Origin of the sequence: Bordetella holmesii (assembly GCF_020735985.1) — a bacterium.
Taxonomy (GTDB): domain Bacteria; phylum Pseudomonadota; class Gammaproteobacteria; order Burkholderiales; family Burkholderiaceae_B; genus Bordetella; species Bordetella holmesii.
In genome coordinates this window covers 1,190,249-1,207,239 of sequence record NZ_CP085973.1, presented here as the reverse complement: position 1 = coordinate 1,207,239, position 16,991 = coordinate 1,190,249, and the positions used below count along the sequence as shown (strand labels likewise).

General features: G+C 63.3%; 17 protein-coding genes and 1 pseudogene. 10 read left to right on the top strand and 8 right to left on the bottom strand.

What is annotated here, in order from left to right; all coding sequences use genetic code 11:
* Positions 1 to 106: 106 nt before the first annotated feature.
* The 4 genes from LK440_RS05720 to LK440_RS05705 all read left to right on the top strand — a co-directional run bounded on the left by LK440_RS05720 (position 107) and on the right by LK440_RS05705 (position 3,799).
* On the top strand, positions 107 to 1,123 hold the full coding sequence (locus tag LK440_RS05720; RefSeq protein ID WP_005019619.1) for an AraC family transcriptional regulator: 1,017 nt from the start codon (positions 107 to 109) through the stop codon (positions 1,121 to 1,123).
* Positions 1,124 to 1,254: 131 nt separating this feature from the next.
* A complete protein-coding gene (locus LK440_RS05715; RefSeq protein ID WP_005014353.1) occupies positions 1,255 to 2,079 on the top strand; it encodes an acid phosphatase in 825 nt (274 codons plus the stop codon).
* A 3-nt stretch (positions 2,080 to 2,082) separates the two neighbouring features.
* Positions 2,083 to 2,838, top strand: a complete 756-nt coding sequence (locus LK440_RS05710; protein ID WP_005014354.1) for a hypothetical protein — start codon at positions 2,083 to 2,085, stop codon at positions 2,836 to 2,838.
* Between the two features lie 79 nt (positions 2,839 to 2,917).
* Complete coding sequence (locus LK440_RS05705; protein WP_032826802.1) at positions 2,918 to 3,799, top strand: PhzF family phenazine biosynthesis protein; 882 nt, start codon at positions 2,918 to 2,920, stop codon at positions 3,797 to 3,799.
* 70 nt (positions 3,800 to 3,869) lie between these two features.
* On the opposite strand, the gene LK440_RS05700 is transcribed toward LK440_RS05705, so the two are convergent.
* On the bottom strand, positions 3,870 to 4,241 hold the full coding sequence (locus tag LK440_RS05700) for a winged helix-turn-helix transcriptional regulator (protein ID WP_005014359.1): 372 nt from the start codon (positions 4,239 to 4,241) through the stop codon (positions 3,870 to 3,872).
* Between the two features lie 45 nt (positions 4,242 to 4,286).
* Here LK440_RS05700 and LK440_RS05695 point away from each other — a divergent pair, with 45 nt between their 5' ends.
* The 3 genes from LK440_RS05695 to LK440_RS05685 all read left to right on the top strand — a co-directional run bounded on the left by LK440_RS05695 (position 4,287) and on the right by LK440_RS05685 (position 6,402).
* Positions 4,287 to 5,090: an SDR family NAD(P)-dependent oxidoreductase gene (locus LK440_RS05695; protein ID WP_005014361.1), complete on the top strand. Its 804-nt coding sequence runs from the start codon at positions 4,287 to 4,289 to the stop codon at positions 5,088 to 5,090.
* A gap of 220 nt (positions 5,091 to 5,310) precedes the next feature.
* Positions 5,311 to 5,934: a protein-S-isoprenylcysteine O-methyltransferase gene (locus LK440_RS05690; protein WP_005014363.1), complete on the top strand. Its 624-nt coding sequence runs from the start codon at positions 5,311 to 5,313 to the stop codon at positions 5,932 to 5,934.
* A 111-nt stretch (positions 5,935 to 6,045) separates the two neighbouring features.
* Positions 6,046 to 6,402 carry a helix-turn-helix transcriptional regulator gene (locus LK440_RS05685; protein WP_005014365.1) on the top strand — a complete coding sequence of 119 codons (357 nt, stop codon included), beginning with the start codon at positions 6,046 to 6,048 and terminating at the stop codon, positions 6,400 to 6,402.
* Positions 6,403 to 6,553: 151 nt separating this feature from the next.
* On the opposite strand, the gene LK440_RS05680 is transcribed toward LK440_RS05685, so the two are convergent.
* From LK440_RS05680 to guaB, 7 genes and pseudogenes are all read right to left on the bottom strand, one after another.
* Entirely contained in the window at positions 6,554 to 6,670 is a 117-nt protein-coding gene (locus LK440_RS05680) for a hypothetical protein (RefSeq protein ID WP_005014366.1), read from the bottom strand.
* A 36-nt stretch (positions 6,671 to 6,706) separates the two neighbouring features.
* The gene (locus tag LK440_RS05675; protein WP_005014368.1) at positions 6,707 to 7,651 is read right to left on the bottom strand and encodes a nucleotidyl transferase AbiEii/AbiGii toxin family protein; all 945 of its coding nucleotides are present in this window, start codon (positions 7,649 to 7,651) and stop codon (positions 6,707 to 6,709) included.
* Positions 7,635 to 8,456, bottom strand: coding sequence for a type IV toxin-antitoxin system AbiEi family antitoxin domain-containing protein (locus LK440_RS05670; protein ID WP_017685523.1), 822 nt, complete (start codon positions 8,454 to 8,456; stop codon positions 7,635 to 7,637). Before LK440_RS05670 ends, LK440_RS05675 begins: the two co-directional genes overlap by 17 nt.
* A 136-nt stretch (positions 8,457 to 8,592) precedes the next feature.
* Entirely contained in the window at positions 8,593 to 9,711 is a 1,119-nt protein-coding gene (fic, locus tag LK440_RS05665) for a protein adenylyltransferase Fic (RefSeq protein WP_005014373.1), read from the bottom strand.
* A gap of 166 nt (positions 9,712 to 9,877) precedes the next feature.
* Positions 9,878 to 11,136 (bottom strand): annotated as a pseudogene (locus LK440_RS05660) (tyrosine-type recombinase/integrase).
* 303 nt (positions 11,137 to 11,439) lie between these two features.
* The gene (guaA, locus tag LK440_RS05655; protein ID WP_005014375.1) at positions 11,440 to 13,032 is read right to left on the bottom strand and encodes a glutamine-hydrolyzing GMP synthase; all 1,593 of its coding nucleotides are present in this window, start codon (positions 13,030 to 13,032) and stop codon (positions 11,440 to 11,442) included.
* A 94-nt stretch (positions 13,033 to 13,126) separates the two neighbouring features.
* Positions 13,127 to 14,587 (bottom strand): IMP dehydrogenase, encoded by a 1,461-nt coding sequence (gene guaB, locus LK440_RS05650; RefSeq protein ID WP_005014377.1) that lies wholly within the window; start codon positions 14,585 to 14,587, stop codon positions 13,127 to 13,129.
* A gap of 221 nt (positions 14,588 to 14,808) precedes the next feature.
* Between guaB and LK440_RS05645 the strand changes: the two genes are divergently transcribed.
* From LK440_RS05645 to LK440_RS05635, 3 genes are all read left to right on the top strand, one after another.
* Complete coding sequence (locus tag LK440_RS05645; RefSeq protein WP_005014378.1) at positions 14,809 to 15,366, top strand: DUF2239 family protein; 558 nt, start codon at positions 14,809 to 14,811, stop codon at positions 15,364 to 15,366.
* 146 nt (positions 15,367 to 15,512) lie between these two features.
* Positions 15,513 to 16,088, top strand: a complete 576-nt coding sequence (locus LK440_RS05640) for a PadR family transcriptional regulator (RefSeq protein WP_005014381.1) — start codon at positions 15,513 to 15,515, stop codon at positions 16,086 to 16,088.
* Between the two features lie 30 nt (positions 16,089 to 16,118).
* On the top strand, positions 16,119 to 16,925 hold the full coding sequence (locus LK440_RS05635; RefSeq protein WP_005014383.1) for a siderophore-interacting protein: 807 nt from the start codon (positions 16,119 to 16,121) through the stop codon (positions 16,923 to 16,925).
* Positions 16,926 to 16,991: the final 66 nt, after the last annotated feature.

The following is a 16,991-nucleotide window of genomic DNA, read 5'->3' as shown; positions in this document are numbered from 1 at the left end:
ATCGCCTGCTGCTTGCGTCTACGCCTCTGCGATGCCGGGGCCGGGATCTCCCCCGCGCATCTGCCACCGCCCGGGATCCCGCAGCCCTCGCACCCCTGCCCGCCTCATGCCCAGCGTCCAGCCCGCCATCCTGCTGCGCAGCTTTTTGCAGATCGCCCCCTATCTGGCAAGCCGGGGCATCTCGCCGCTGGAATTTTTTCAACGCGCCGGCATTTCTCCCAATATTTTTCAGACCCCCGATATCTGGTTGCCGCGCACACTGTGCTTTCGCATCGCCAACCAGATGGCCGCGATCGCGCAGGATCCCTTTGGCGGCGCTCATGTGGGTCGTCTGATGGAGTTGCGCGCCCTGGGCCCCTGGGGAAAACATGTCTTGAGTTCGGCCAATGTGGCGCAAGCCTGCGCCATGGCAGCCACGCGGGCAGCGATGCTGCATCAAGGCGGAGACATCCGTATCGTGACCGAGGGCCGCACGACGCGGCTTATCCATCGCTTCACCGCCCCCCTTGAAGAAGACCCGCAACAGTTCACGCTCGGCACCCTGGCAGTGCTGCGCAAGGTGGCCCTGCTGGCCGGCGCGCCTGCTGCCGTGCGTGTGCACCTGAAAGCCGCCCGCTCCCCGGGCGACGAAGCGCTGGAGGAAAGCCTCGGGCCCAATATCGAAACTGGTGCCGAGTTCGACATGATCGAGTTCGACCGCGACCTCCTGGATATCCCGCTACAGGGATACCGGGACGAAGCACGCAAAGTGACCGAAGCTCTGCAATCCACCATCCGCACTGCCGGCCTGCTCATCGACCACATTGCCGATCAGCAAGACATCAAGTTGCAGTCCGTGGCCAGGCACATCGGGCTTTCTCCGCGCACCTTGCAGCGGCGCCTCAAAAGCAGCGGCGTCGACTTCGAGGAACTGCGCGACGAAACCCGCCGCAGCGAAGCGCTACGGCTGATGCAGCTGCGCCGCTATTCCGCCACCGAAATCGCCTACATGGTGGGCTACAGCGACCCCGCACACTTTACCCGTGCCTTCAAGCGCTGGACTGGGCAGGCCCCCTCGCGATTCCTCCGTCAGGCCAAGGACTGCCCCCCGAAAGCGACTTTGGCACCAAATGGCAAGCCGTGACGGAAGTTTCTTTGTAGCCTCTGCACGCGCGGTCTGGGCAACCCGCCCATCTGCCTCTGCACACCGGTGCAGACACCCTCACAGCGTTGGCTGCCCCGCTCGACGCGCTTCCTAGTAGTCATTTCGCGACCATGCCATCACGTCTTCGATATTCCCTGCTTATCTGCCTGAGTGCAGGATTCGCCGCGCACGCCTTCGCAGCCGACAAGGACAGCGCCCTGCCGCCAGCCGTCAGCGACCCCCACTTCCAGCTTGCCCCCGGCTATCTCAAGCAGACAAACCTGCCCGATAGCCTTCAATTGCTGGGGCCGCCGCCCACGGTCGGCAGCCCGTCGCTGGCTCGCGACGAACAAGCCGGGCAAGCCACGCTGCCCCTGCGCGGCACGGCCCGCTGGGAACTCGCACGCACGGATGCCGACCTGAGTTTTCCTCAGCCCGCCAAGAACTTCTCCTGCGCCATGGGCCTGCAGATAGACGCGACAACCACGCCACATCTCTACACCCTCATGCAACGCATTCTTACCGACGCGGGTCTGTCCACCTACGGCGTAAAAGATAAGTACCAGCGCACGCGGCCCTTTGTCATACACAACGAAGGCACGTGCCGGCCCGACCAGGAAGCGCTGCTGCGCAATGACGGCTCCTACCCTTCCGGCCATACGGCTGCTGGTTGGGCCTGGGCGCTGGTGCTGGCCGAAATCCATCCCCAGCGCGCCAATACCTTGCTGAGCCGCGGGATTTCCTTCGGCCAGAGCCGGGTCATCTGCAACGCGCACTGGCAAAGCGACGTCGACGCCGGACGCATAATGGGCGCGGCCACGGTGGCCCGTCTGCACGCCGACCCGACTTTCCTCGCTGATCTCGAACTGGCCCGCAAAGAGGTCATCGCGGCCACCGCCCAGCACCCCGCCATGGAGTGCAGCAGCGAAACCGCTGCCTTATCCGGAACCCCTTGAACCATGCGCTTTAGCCGCCTTCTCTCCCTCCTGACCACAGTACTGCCTGGCGCCGTACTGGCCGGCCAGCAAGCTGCTGCCGCCGACGCTGGCTGGACGTTCTCCTTCAGCCCCTATGCCTGGGCCTCGGGCATCAGCGGCACGTCAGGACAAGCTCCGCTACCGGCCGCTGACATCAAATCCAGCTTCGGCGATATCTGGGATAACCTCGACATCGCCATCATGGGTGCCTTTGATGCCAGAAAAGGCCGCTACAGCATCGTCGGCGACCTGCTCTATGCAAAGACCTCGGTCACCGACCATAACGGCAACGGCATCTTGCGCAAAAACATCGATGTCACCTCGGAGACCTTTTCCACCATGGTTGGCGGCGGATACAGCCTGCTGCAAGGCGCCAACGGCAATCTCGATGTCATCGCCGGCGCCCGCCTCTGGTCGGTAAGCACCCGGCTGTCCATCGAAGGCGGCTACCTCGACGGCCGCCGCAAAAGCGGCAGCGCCACCTGGGTCGACGCCGTCGGCGGCGTCAAAGGCAGCTACCACCTCACCGACCGGACTTACCTCACTGGCTGGGCCCTGGTCGGCGGTGGTGCGGCCAAGCTCGACTGGGACCTCATGGGAGCGGTTGGCTACCAGGCAAGCAAGCACATCTCCGTGGCCCTGGGCTACCGCGCCCTGGGCGTGGACTACCGCCATGACGGCTTCGTCTACGACGTCGTGCAGCGCGGCCCCATGCTGGGCATGACCTATCAATTCTGAACGCTGCCACTGAGCGCACCCGGTTGCCCAACCAAGGCTCGACGCAGTACAAATGGCGGACCTCATCCCCTGGACCGCCATGCAGACCTCCTCCTTCCAGCCCACTGCCCAAGAACGCATCCACGGTTATTCGGTGCAGCGCCTGTCGGCTTTCGCCGCAGGCGACACGGGTGGCAACCCCGCTGGCGTCGTCATCAGCGAACACCTGCCTGACGCCGCCACGATGCAGGCCATCGCGGCCGACGTCGGCTATTCCGAGACCGCGTTCGCCGCGCCCGAAGCCGGCGTTTGGCGGGTCCGCTACTTCGCTCCCGAAATCGAAATTCCCTTCTGCGGCCACGCTACGATTGCCCTGGGCGCCGCGTTGGCCGCGCGCCACGGAGAAGGCCGCTACGCCCTGCAAATCAACGACGCCTTGATCAGCGTGCAAGCCCACCGGCACGACGGCCAACTCCAGGTCGCCCTGCAATCGCCGCCGACCCGCAGCCAGCCCGCAGAGGCAGAGCTCATCGAAGCCAGCCTTCAACTCTTTGGCTACACCCATGACGACCTGGACCCGCGACTACCTCCCGCCCTGGCGCAGGGCGGCGCACACCACCTCATCCTGGCCCTCAACAACCGTCAGCGCCTGACCGGCATGCGCTATGACCAATCCGCCGGCCGGCAACTCATGCTCGCTCAAGGCTTTGCTACCATTGCCATCGTCTACGCCGAAACCGCGCAACGCTTCCACGCACGCAACCCCTTCGCCTCGGGCGGTGTCTACGAGGATCCAGCCACGGGGGCTGCCGCCGCAGCCTTAGGCGGCTATCTGCGCGATCAACAATGGCCGCATGGTGGCGCCATCGACATCATTCAGGGCGAAGACATGGGCATGCCCAGTTACCTGCATGCCGAGATCTCACCGGAAACAGGCGGCAGCATCCGGGTATCAGGAACCGTGCGCAGTCTGGCCGGCTGAAGGCGGGGCCCATAACAGGCCCGCTCTTGCGGGCCGGCCCCGGACGTCACGACGGTCATGTGCCTCTTGATCATGCCTGGCGGCGTGCAAACTCCCGCAGCGCCATCAGCACGGGCATAAGCGCCCGCCCGGCATCGGTAAGCGAATACTCCACATGCGGCGGTTGCGACCCGAAATCGCGTCGGGCCACCAGCCCGTCGCGCTCGAGCTGACGCAGATGTTGGGTCAACATCTTGGCTGAGAGCCCCGGCATGTCGCGCAACAGATGTGCCGTCCGCCACGAAGGCTCGGCGAACAGCCGAAACAGAATCGGCAGCTTCCAACGACCGCTCAGCATGCGCAACGCCCGCGTCACCTGCGCGACCGAGCCATCCACACCCAGGCAGGCGGCACGTTCTTCGGGAGTCACAGGCACTTTAAAGTGCGTAATTGCCTCGCCCATGATCCTGTCCTTTAATCAAACAACGACGCTAACACGAGATGACTCATGGACTTGAAATTAACTGGCAAGGTGGCCCTTGTCACCGGCAGCAGCCGGGGTATCGGCGAAGCGGTGGCCCGTGGCCTGGCGCGTGAAGGCGCGACCGTCATCATCCATGGCCGCAACCCATCACGGACTGCCAGCGTGGTGCAAGACATCCTCGCCCAAGGCGGGCAGGCGCATGGCGTCACAGGCGACCTGACAGATGAGAATCAAACCGCGCACCTGCTCGATCAGGCCAAGAGCCTGGGCGTAGACATCCTGGTGAACAACGCGGGCGGATCCGGCCAACCTGAAGACTGGACAGACACGCGAACCGACTCCTGGGCCGCAAGTTTTGACAGAAACGTGCTGGCCGCCGTGCGGGCTATCTCTGCCCTCCTGCCTGGCATGCGGGCCGCGCGCTGGGGCAGAATCGTCAACATTTCGAGCATGGCGGCACTAATGCCTGCGGCGAGCCGGCCGGACTACTCAGCAGCCAAGGCCGCCATGCATGCCATGACAGCGTCGCTCGCCAAGACCGTGGCCAGCGAAGGCATCACCGTAAACACCCTATCGCCTGGCACCATCCATAGTGAGAGCCTCGACCGGGCCTTCCGTCAGGCAGCCGCCGAGCGCGGCATGGACGCCGATGCACCGTGGCCAGACATCGAGCGCGCCATGCTCCCCGTCTTTGCACCGATCCCCATGGGCCGCGTCGGCACTCTCGAAGAAATCACCGACGCCATTGCCTTTCTGGTGAGTCCGCGGGCGGCTTACATCACAGGCGCTAACCTGCGTCTCGATGGCGGCATGTGGCCAGGCCTCTGATTACGCCCACAGCGCGTGAGCGACGCGCAGGACGAAAAAATGTCGTAACACCCCCGAGGACCCCAAAGTCGCGCACAGGACATATACTCATGAGACTTATTCTCATTAATGAGCATAGAACACGATGCCTGCCCGCCAGTTGCCATCCCGCCCCGGCGCCGCCACACCGCGTCGCGGTCTCAATAACTCACCGTTGGCTATCGTTTTATCGCCAGCGTGCGTGTTGCTGATCGCCGCCGCCCTCCTCGCCTATGCCCTGCGCTGGCGCGCCAGCGGCTGGGGCGCGCTGGTCTGGCTGGCCTGCTTCGTTGCCATGTTTGCGATTCGAACGCCGCACAGCATTCGCAATCGTGCCAACGTCATCGTCGGTGCTCGCAAAGGTCTGGACGAACGCCTGCTGCTATCGGGCATGTTCATCACGATGATGGTTCTGCCGCTACTGCAACTGGCCACAGGTGCCTTCGGATTTGCGGATTACCGCCTGCCATCCTGGGCAACATGGACGGGCGCCCTGCTCCAACTGCCTTGTCTCTGGCTCTTTTGGCGCAGCCACGCCGATCTGGGCCGCAATTGGAGCCCCGGACTGGAAGTGCGCCAGGAGCATCAACTCATTACGGCAGGCGTCTACCGGCGTATTCGCCACCCCATGTATGCAGCGATCTGGATCGCTGCCCTGACCCAGCCCCTGCTGATCCATAACTGGATTGCCGGAGCCCTGGTCATACCGGCCTTCGCGGCCATGTGGCTGATCCGCGTCCCGAGCGAAGAAGCCATGATGCGCGCCGAATTCGGCTCCGCCTATGATGACTACTGCCTGCGGGCGGGCCGGCTGCTGCCACGGTGAGAAACCCGCCGCATAAGCGATCGCTAAAAATGGGGGAATTACCCAGCACGTTGTCGCAATCGCCACCGATAGCCACCATGACGTTCGTTGCGAACACATGGAATCTGGACGGTGGCTTCCGACTCAGAACCGCTCAGCACCTCTGCACAACCCACTGCTTCCCTCCCCGGCACCGAGCAGTACGCTGAGCTTCCGCTGTTCCCGAAGGGCTCGCCGCTGCCTTTTCGCCGCACGATCCGCCGCCGCGGACTGCATCAGATCGCGCCCTTGGCTGAAATCACCATCTACGAGATGGAGCAACGCGATGAGTTTCCCCGGCGCTTCCAGCTGACGCCGCGCTGCGTGGTCTGGGATCTGGAAGAAGTCGAGGCCTGGATCGAAGGCCGCAAGCAAGCCTCGCGATCAGCAGAGACCGACATATCGCCCGGCCCGGACGTGAGGCTGCGTCGGCATCACCCTGTTCGATGAAATCGCCGTCTAGCGTCCACGGCGACTACCCGGCATCCACCCTGACCAGTTCTGCCCCGGGCAGCACCTGTGCCATCTGAGCCGAGGCAAGCGCGACCGCAGCATCGCGGCCCATTGCCTCCCGGCTGAAGGCCAGCGCAACGTGCCCAGGCTAACCCCAGCTCACCGTGGCGTCGGCACAATCGCTGCTGGCCAGCCGGCTCAGGACCTCATCCTGCAAATCCAACTCAGGACTCAACGCATATATCAGTGTGAAATCGTGAGCCATCGCGATCACCCGATCGCCTTTGTATTACCCGCTGCGTCAGCGCGCCTTGATGCGCGCCAGCACGTCCGCCAACTGACCAAGATCCGCCGCGCGTTTGGCGGCCGTGCGTTGTGCCAGGTTGTACAGCTTGCGCCGCACCCCCGGCAGATCGGCCGCATGGGCAAGGCCGATCAACCCGAAATTCGGCTGCTCATCCTCGACCGATTGCAGAAAGGCGCACGACGGCTCGTCCAGCCAATGCGCCACGCGCGCCAACAGACGTTTGCGACTCTCCAGCAAGGCCGCCGCTTCAATGGGCTCAGACGTCATGCCCTTGAAATGAGCCTCGAAGGTGGCCTCAAAATCCGCAGGTACGCGAGGCGCCAGTATCTCCCACGCCGGCTTGGGGCTGCACGTCAGGTACACGAGAAAGGTTCGCCAGAGACCTACATCCGCCCGCGCATCCTCCAGCAGCATGCCCACGTCGAACAGATCGCGCGGATGCTGCCGCGACAATGCCGCCGCCAGCGTTCCTGCATACAGGTCCGCGAAATCCAGCACCTGCACTTCGGCGAAGCCGAACGCCTCCTCCACCTTCGGGCGCACGACCATGGTCCGCACCGGATGCACCGCACCGCGCATGACCGGCGTCGTCTCGATCTGCACCCGCGCGCGGCCGCGACTGGCTACCAGCCGGGTGACCGCCCCGCCTTCGCCCGCTGAAGCTTGCACCTGCAATTGCAAAGGCCGGGCGCGCATCGCGTCGCCCAGTCGTCCGAGTGCTTCGGCGATCAGCTTCGCATCCTCGGCATAGTCGTGCACCGGCAGCCAGGCCAGGTCGATGTCCACCGACAGGCGCGGCAGGTCATGCTCGAACAGGTTGATGGCGGTGCCGCCCTTGAGCGCGAAGCGCGGCTCCTGGGCCAGCACCGGCAGGATCTCGACCAGCAGCCGCACACGGTCGGTGTAGCGCCGATCCCACCGATCAAGCCAGGTGCTCATCGAGGTCTCCTGGCAAGGTGATCTGGTAGGCCGGATGCAGGCGCCCGCCGGGCACCAGCGCACGCTTGCCCCGGCCCAGATCGACGCCATCCAACGGCGCATGCGCCAGCCACGCATGCCGATGGCGATCGGCCAGCGCCAGGAACAGCCGCTTGGCCTTGATGCTGCGGTAGTGACGCAGCAGCAAGCCGACGCGCTGCGGGCGCAGCGTGGTCATGGCCTGCATCAGCGCATCGGCCTCATAGACCCCTGCCGCACTCGATACGCCATCGCACAACTCCAGCATGGCCCGCTCGGGCGTCGAGCACACCAGGGCATCGACACCAGGCGTAGCGGGATGCCAGGCCAGACCCACCTTGGATAGCGCCGTCTCGGAGACTTCCGCCGTGAAGGACACGGCCGGCAGATCGAACGGCCCTTTGCCCTGGTACTCGACGCGCTGCTCCATGGATAGTTTGCCGACCCAGCCCGGCGGAGCTGCTGGCCCGTAAAGCGTGATCGTCCCGGCATCGCCCAAACGCAAGTAGTGCTCGTGCCCTTGCAGAGCCAGAGCAAAGCGTCCCCCGACATGCAGTGGCATGCCCTCCCCGACCTGCAGGCTGCGGACCACCCCATCCCATTGCAGCCGCCCGCCCGCGCGCATGTACACGCCGCGCGCCGGCGACACCAGCCAGCCGCTGCCGACATAGCGCGCGACCAGACTGTTGGAGTAGTCATGCGCGCGCAGCCAGCGGCTGGACACCAGGCGCGTATCGCCCAGTTCGGCCAGCAAACGGTTCAATTTTCCTGAATTTTGAGCATCCATAGTGCTCAAAATATCATATTTATAAACCACCACCAAGGACGATAAGTTTGAAAATTCAGGGAAAGGATCATCCAGAGTGATCTTCTTTGGAAAAATGCAAACCCGAGGCTACCCGCCCGAAGCCATTCCCGGCACTTCAGGCGTAAGGCTGGAAGTCGTTGTTGTCGCGGCTAATCAATTGCATCAGCTTGGGATGTATGAAGAGCTTTTCCTTGCCAACCTGCATTTCGCGCAGCACACCTAGGCTGGCCAAGTCGTGCAGGTAGCGCGAGGCAGCCTGGCGTTGGGCAATTCCTTTTTCCACCAGGTTGCCGATGCGGCAATAGGGCTGTTCAAAGATGACATCCACCAATTCGCGGGTGTAGATCTTGGGCAGGCGTGTGCGCACGTACTCGGTGGTGTGTTCGGCCAGCCCGCGAATGGCCGCGATCTTCCCTGTGGTCCATTTGGACGTATCGGCGACGGCCTGCAGCATGAACAGCAGCCAGGGTTCCCAGGCGCCATCTCGCGTCACACTGAGCAGCAGGCGGTAGTAGTCGGCCTTGTGGGCAATCACATGGCGACTGAGATACAGGATAGGCAGATTCAGCAGCTCTTCCTGGATAAGGTAGAGGATATTGATCACGCGGCCGGTACGGCCGTTGCCGTCGGTGAATGGGTGGATGGCCTCGAACTGGTAGTGGCCCACGGCCATGCGGATCAGCGGATCCAGGTCGACCTGGTTGTGCAGGAAGCGCTCCCAGTTGGCCAGCATGTCACGCAAGCGGGCCTCGCCTTCGGGCGGGGTGTAGACCACCTCCCCCGTGCGGTCGTTGGCGAGTTGCGTGCCCGGGGTGTGGCGGATGTCCATGTCCACCCCCTTGAGGGTGCGGCAGACATCCACGGCGGTGGTGGTACACAACGGTCGCGCCTTGAGCGACTGAAAGCCTTGGTGCAGCGCAGTGCGGTAACGCAGCGCCTCCTTGGTGGCAGGATCGGCGTTGTCGTGGCCCTGCGCGTACTGGAACAGTTGGTCGGTGGTGGTGACGATGTTCTCGATTTCCGAGCTGTCCTTGGCCTCCAGCAACGGAATGGTATTGATCAGCATCGCCTGGTTGGGAATCAACTCGGCCGCCTGCTTGAGTTCGGCCAACGCGGCACGGGCCTCGATACAGGCCTTGAGCACGGGCCGGGTCTCCAGTTCCTGCGCCGGGGGGAGCGCTGGTAGTTGGTTGTGAGGCTGCTCTGGATGCCAGGCAAGTGCAATATCATTCATGATGCAAAAATACCATTTTGACGACACGTTCTCAGCTTATGTCGCTGCTGGCGACACGTCAACGAGTCATGTTCTTATTTCATCGAAATAGCGACACCTAAGGTGCTCATGTCGTTCTTGATGACATGAGCGCCTCACCATGTCCCCAAATCACAGATTTAAAACATCAGACCGTAGGACTCAGGACCGGCACGGTCACGTCCTCCGGCACCAGCTTCGGCACATGCGTGCGCCCATCGATCCACGCCTCCACCATGTCGGCCCACTCCTGGAGCATGTGCCGCCGCGGCCCGGCGTACTCGGCCTTGTTGTAGACCGACCGCGACGTCCGCTGTCTTCTTCGTGCGCCAGGCACTTCTCGATCCAGTCTGCGTTGAAGCCCACCTCGTTGAGCAGCGTGGACGCGGTGCGCCGCAGGTCGTGCACCGTGAAAGGCTCCAACGGCAACTCGGCTTCCTTCGCGCGTGAACCAATGAGCTGGGTCACCCGGTTGAGCGTTGCATGGGACATGCACCGGTCGGGGTCATAGCGCGACGGCAAAACGAACCGTGAGCCCGCTGCGCAGGTGTGCAAGGCTACGAAGATGTCCATCGCCTGCCGCGACAGGTAGACCACGTGCGGCGTGCGCCCCTTCATCCGCACCTTCGGAATCGTCCAGGTGGCGTTCTCGAAATCCACCTCGCTCCAGGTCGCCTCGACCAGTTCGCTCTTGCGCACCATCGTCAGCAGGATCAGGCGCAAGGCCAACCGGATGGTCGGATAAGCCGCGATAGTCTCCAGTTGGTGGAAGGCCAACCGGATCTCGGCTGGCGAAAGCGCCCGGTCCTTGGGAACGAAGGTCGCGATCGAAGCCGCCTTCACGTCGTCGGCCGGGTTGGTAAGCCGCTCGCCATGCAGGATGGCGAAGGCATAGACCTGCTTTACGATGTCGCGGACGTGGATGGCCGTGGCCGGTGCGCCGCGCGCCTTTACCTTGTTGTACAGCGCCCGCAGGTCGTCGGGGGTGACTTCCTTCAGCTTCCGGTTCTGGAAGACCGGCAGGATGTCACGGTCGATGATGTGCTTGCGCATCGCCCGCGTGCTGTCGGCCATGCGGGCATCGGCCAGCCAGCGTTCCGTCATCTGGCCGAAGGTCTTGGCGGCCGTCAGCCTCCGCTTGGCCCGCTGCTTCTCCAGCGCCGGGGAAAGGCCCTGATCGACCGAGCGCTTGGCGTCGAGCAGCCGCTCTCGCTCCATGGCCAGCGACATACCGGCCGGCCCGTACCGTCCGAGGGTCAGCGTCTCGCGGCGCCCGTTGAGACGGTAGTCGTAGCGGAAGGTGATGGTACCGGCGGTCGATACCGCCACGTACATGCCATCGCGGTCAAAAACCTTATAAATCTTGGACTTAGGCTTGAGATTGCGCAGTGCTGTGTCGGTGAGCATTGAGGGTGTTCCTCCTGTTCGTGACGGCTTTTACCGTCAGGGACCTGGAGACCCGTTGATGCTCGGAAAGCCGCATGAAATAAGCTTTCCTCAGGAGTTTTTTTACCGTCAAAGACCGGTTCGGTCTAAATAGTAAACAGGAAGGTCTGGATCCGACCTCCGGGGGCGTACCGTCAGTTCTGTCGCCGACCCGTTCTGCTGGCCGGCGATAGCCACCGATAGAAAACGCAACTTATACTTTTAAAATCAACAAGTTAAGTCACCCCTACCGATACCTGGCGATAGCCCCCGAAAGACGCTCCGTCATTCCCACTCGATCGTCGCCGGCGGTTTGCTGGACACGTCGTACACCACACGGTTGATGCCGCGGACTTCGTTGATGATGCGTGATGAGACACGGGCCAGCAGCGGGTGCGGCAGGGGTGCCCAGTCGGCGGTCATGAAATCGAAGGTTTGCACCGCGCGCAGGGCAACTACGTATTCGTAGGTGCGGCCGTCGCCCATGACGCCTACGGATTTGACCGGCAGGAAGACGGCGAAGGCCTGGGAGGTCAGGTCGTACCAGCTCAGGTCGCTGGCCGGGTCTTTGGTGTTGCGCAATTCTTCGATGAAGATGGCATCGGCGCGGCGCAGGAGTTCGGCGTACTCGTGTTTGACTTCGCCCAGGATACGCACGCCCAGGCCCGGGCCGGGGAAGGGATGGCGGTAGACCATCTGCGGCGGCAGGCCGAGAGCGACGCCCAGCTCACGCACTTCGTCTTTGAAGAGTTCGCGCAGGGGCTCGAGCAGTTGCAGGTTGAGGGTATCCGGCAGACCGCCGACGTTGTGATGCGATTTGATCGCAGCGGCTTTGCCGGTCTTGGCACCCGCCGATTCGATGACGTCAGGGTAGATGGTTCCCTGAGCCAGCCATTTGGCGCCTTTGAGCTTGCCGGCTTCGACCTGGAAGACTTCGACGAACTCGCGGCCGATGATTTTGCGCTTGGCTTCGGGGTCGGCAACGCCGGCCAGTTTGCCCATGAACTGGTCGGTGGCATCGACGTGAATGATTTTCACGCCCATGTTGTCGGCGAAGGTCTGCATGACTTGCTGGCCTTCGTTCAGGCGCAGCAAGCCGTGGTCGACAAACACGCAGGTGAGTTTGTCACCGATGGCACGATGGATGAGCGCGGCCGCCACGGACGAGTCGACGCCGCCGGACAGGCCGAGGATGACTTCATCGCTGCCGACTTGTTCGCGAATGCGCGCGACGGCTTCGGAGATGTAGTCGGGCATGTTCCAGTCACCTTCGCAGCCGCAGATTTCGCGCACGAAGCGCGAAATCATGGCCTTGCCTTGGACGGTGTGGGTGACTTCGGGGTGGAACTGCACTGCGTAATAGCCGCGCGCTTCGTCGGCCATGCCGGCGATGGGGCAGGACGGCGTGGAGGCCATGAGGCTAAAGCCCGGTGGCAGTTCGGTGACTTTGTCGCCGTGGCTCATCCAGACTTTGAAGCGGTCCTGGCCGGCGTCGTCCTGGAAATCGGCCAGGCCCGCCAGCAACTTGGTGCTGCCGTGCGCGGAGACTTCGGCATAGCCGAATTCGCGGTGGTCGCTGAAGCTGACTTTGCCGCCGAGTTGCTGCGCCATGGCTTGCATGCCATAGCAGATGCCCAATACGGGCAGGCCCTGCTCGAAGACCGAGGCCGGCACGCGCATGGAACCTTCTTCGTAGGCCGATGCGTGGCTGCCGGACAGGATGATGCCTTTGAGCCCCTGGGCAGCCTGTTCGCGCACGAAGGCGTCGTCCACGTCGCCGGGGTGGATTTCAGAGTAGACGCCAGCTTCGCGTACGCGGCGGGCGATCAGTTGGGTGACTTGCGAACCGTAGTCGAGAATGAGGATGCGCTGATGCATGGTGACTCTGCCGGTTGGAAATAAAAGCGCACCGGCCAGAACGTTTCAGGGTTCTGCCGGTGCGCGATGCATTGCGGGGTTGACGATCCGGGGATCAGTCGGCGCGATAGTTAGGCGCCTCCTTGGTGATCTGGACGTCGTGGACGTGCGATTCACGCACACCCGCCGAAGTGATCTCGACGAAGTGCGTTTTGGTACGCATGTCGTCGATGGTGGCGCAACCGCAATACCCCATGGAGGCGCGGATGCCGCCGACCAGCTGATAAATGATAGCCAGCACGCTGCCTTTGTAGGGCACGCGGCCTTCGATGCCTTCGGGCACGAGCTTGTCGGCGTTGTTGGCCGGATCCTGGAAGTAGCGGTCGGCCGAGCCATCGGCCATGGCGCCCAGGCTGCCCATGCCGCGGTACGACTTGTACGAACGGCCCTGGAAGAGCACGACTTCGCCGGGCGCTTCTTCGGTACCGGCGAACATGCCGCCCATCATGCAGGAAAAGGCGCCTGCTGCCAGGGCCTTGGCCACGTCACCCGAGTACCGGATGCCACCGTCGGCGATAAGAGGCACACCGGTGCCTTCGAGCGCCTTGGCCACATCGGAGATGGCGGTGATCTGCGGCACGCCTACGCCAGCCACAATACGGGTGGTGCAGATCGATCCAGGGCCGATACCGACTTTGACGCCGTCGGCGCCAGCCTCGACCAATGCCAGCGCCGCAGCCGCAGTGGCAATGTTGCCGCCGATGACTTCGACCTTGGGGAAATTCTGCTTGACCCACCGCACGCGCTCGATCACGCCCGACGAATGTCCGTGCGCGGTATCGACGATGATGACGTCGACACCGGCGGCCACGAGTTTTTCGACACGCTCTTCGGTGCCGGCACCCACGCCGACGGCCGCGCCCACGCGCAACTGGCCCTGGGCGTCCTTGCAGGCATAGGGATGCTCAGTATTTTTGACGATGTCCTTGACCGTCGCCAGGCCACGCAGCTCGAAACCATCGTTGACGATGAGCACGCGCTCGAGGCGATGCTTGTGCATCAGGGTCTGGGCTTCGTCCAGCGTGGCGCCTTCATGCATGGTGACCAGGCGGTCGCGCGGGGTCATGACGTTGCGCAGCGGCTGATCCAGGCGGTCTTCGAAGCGCAGATCACGGTTGGTGACGATGCCGACCAGTTTGCCGCCCTCGACCACGGGCAGGCCCGAGATGCCATGCTGGCGCTGCAAGGCGATGGCGTCGCGCACTTTCATGTCGGGCGTGACCGTGACCGGATCGATCACGATGCCGAACTCGTGGCGCTTGACGCGTGCGACTTCGCGAGCCTGGTCGTCGGCGCTGAGATTCTTGTGAATGATGCCTATCCCGCCCTCTTGCGCCATGGCGATGGCCAGGCGCGACTCGGTCACGGTGTCCATGGCGGCAGACACAAGCGGAATATTGAGGGTGATATTACGGGTAAGGCGGGTGCTGAGCGAAGTGTCGCGCGGCAACACTTCGGAATACGCAGGCACCAACAACACGTCGTCGAAGGTGAGCGCTTTTTGGACGAGACGCATGGGGAACTCCGGGCGCAAAGCAAGATTATACGCCGATCAGCCACCGTGACTAGGTGTTAGCCCTAGGTTTTTCCCGTAATGTGGTGTAGACGTCAAGGGCCAAGCGTCGGATCTTGCCGGCAGGGCTTGTGGTCCGAACACGACATTTATACCCGGGCTTTATTGACATCCACACCCGGGCCTGCCCATACTGGCGAAACTATTTTTACCCGGGTACATGTATGACGCAGCAGTTCACGGCGTTTGATGGCATGCGCCGCGTGGCACAAGGCAGCTTGGCCGAGGTGGCACTGGCGTTGCACGACAGGCCGAAAGGCCAGGTGCTGGTGTTCAACGATCACACCGGCCGCCAGATCGATCTGGATCCACGGCTGACCGCAACCAGCGCCACGTTTGCCCCCCTCGCCCTGGCCGATCCGGCCCAAGAAGGCGCAGCGTTTGGCCGAGGCCGTGGCAGGCCGCGCTTGGGGGTGGTCGCCCGCGAGGTCACGCTCCTGCCGCGCCACTGGGATTGGCTGGCGCAACAACCCGGCGGCGCGTCGGTGACGCTGCGCAAGCTGGTCGAAGAAGCCCGCAAGCGGGATAAGGGTGTCAGCGATCGGCGCGAACGCCAGGACGCCACCTATCATTTTCTGCACGCCGTAGCGGGCAATCTGCCCGCCTATGAAGAGGCGCTTCGCGGCCTGTATGCCGGCGACCGCGCCGCGCTGGTGGCCTGCATGCAAGGTTGGCCACCGGATATCGTGGACTACGCGCTCGCCTTGCATGACAGGGATTGAGCGACCAGAGAGCACGACGACACGCCGCAAGGCGTGTTTTTTTTGGCAGCACTTCAGCATGTTCAGTATATCTTAAGATATATATCTTAAGATATATTAATGGCATCATCCTGCTTTCTGGCCCTTACCCAATGAAGGAGGCCCTTATGCGCCACCCTGCACCCGGCCGCGGCGAGCCCGGCGAGGCTGACATGACCCGAGGCCGCAAGGTCAGCGCCGAAGACCTGCAACTCATCCTGCTTGCCCTGCTCGAGCTCAACCCCAGCCATGGCTATGAGCTCATCAAGGCGATAGGCGCACTGAGCAAAGCCTATTACACGCCCAGTCCGGGCATGGTCTACCCCGCGCTCACCTATCTCGAAGAACTGGGTCTGGTGACCGTAGAACCCCAAGGCAGCAAAAAGCGCTATCACCTCACCACCGATGGCCTGGCGCATCTGTCAGCCAACCGTGCACAGGCAGAACTCCTGCTCGAAAGGTTGCGTCACATCGGCCGCAAAATGGAATGGATGCGCCAGGCCTGGAGCGCCGAACCGCGGCAGACGGGCCCGCAAGGTGAAGATCTCGCTACGGGATGGGTGCCGGAGTTCGTCGAAGCGCGGCAGGCCCTGCGCCAGGCACTGTTGCTCAAAAGCGGAGCCAGCCCGGCCGAGCAGCGCCGCGTCGCGGCCATCTTGCGGCGTACCGCCCAAGAGATCGACCACCCACCCTGTTCTCGATAGACCCGTATTCGATTTCCGTAAGGAGTTCCCATGACCCGCCCCAACCTGCACGTCGAGCGCGTGCGCCACACCCTGAAACTGCGGCAGCTCACCGTCAGCCGCGTCGAACATCTGGCTGCCGGCCTGCTGGCGCGCATCACATTCTCGGGCGAAGACCTGCATGATTTTGTCTCCGCCTCGTTTGATGACCACGTCAAAGTGTTCTTTCCTTCCGTGCCCGGCCAGGCCGTGGTGCTGCCGGAAGTCGGTACGGATGGCGTGCGCTTTGCCGAAGGTCAACCACGGCCGGCCGCGCGCGATTACACGCCGCGCCACTTCAACCGCGACACCGGCGAACTGGTGTTGGACTTCGTGTTGCATGGAGAAGGCCCCGCCGGCAGTTGGGCCGCTCAGGCGCAAGTGGGCCAGCAACTGGCCATCGGCGGGCCACGTGGCTCGTTCGTGGTGCCCCCAGAGTTTGACTGGCATGTGCTCATCGGTGACGAAACCGCCCTGCCCGCCATTGCCCGCCGCCTTGAAGAGCTGCCTGCCAGCACACAAGCCCTGGTCCTGATGGAAGTCCCTTCGCACACCAACCAATTGCCGTTGACGTCGGCAGCCCGCCTGCAAGTACGTTGGCTGGCGCGGGATGCGGGGGATCCGAGCCTGGCCGACGCTGCCGCGGCGCTGCAACTGCCCGCCGGAGAAGGCTATATGTGGGTGGCCGCCGAGTCCGCCATCGCCAAGGCGGTACGTACCCGCATGGTCGAGCAGCACGGCATCGACAAAAACCGCATCCGAGCCGCGAGCTACTGGAAGCGCGGCGCCGTGGCCGTGCACGAATCCCACGACGATTGAGCGTGGCGCTCGGCGCAGGCCCTCGATACCCGGGTTATTACTAGCCCGGGTATTTGCTTATGCCCT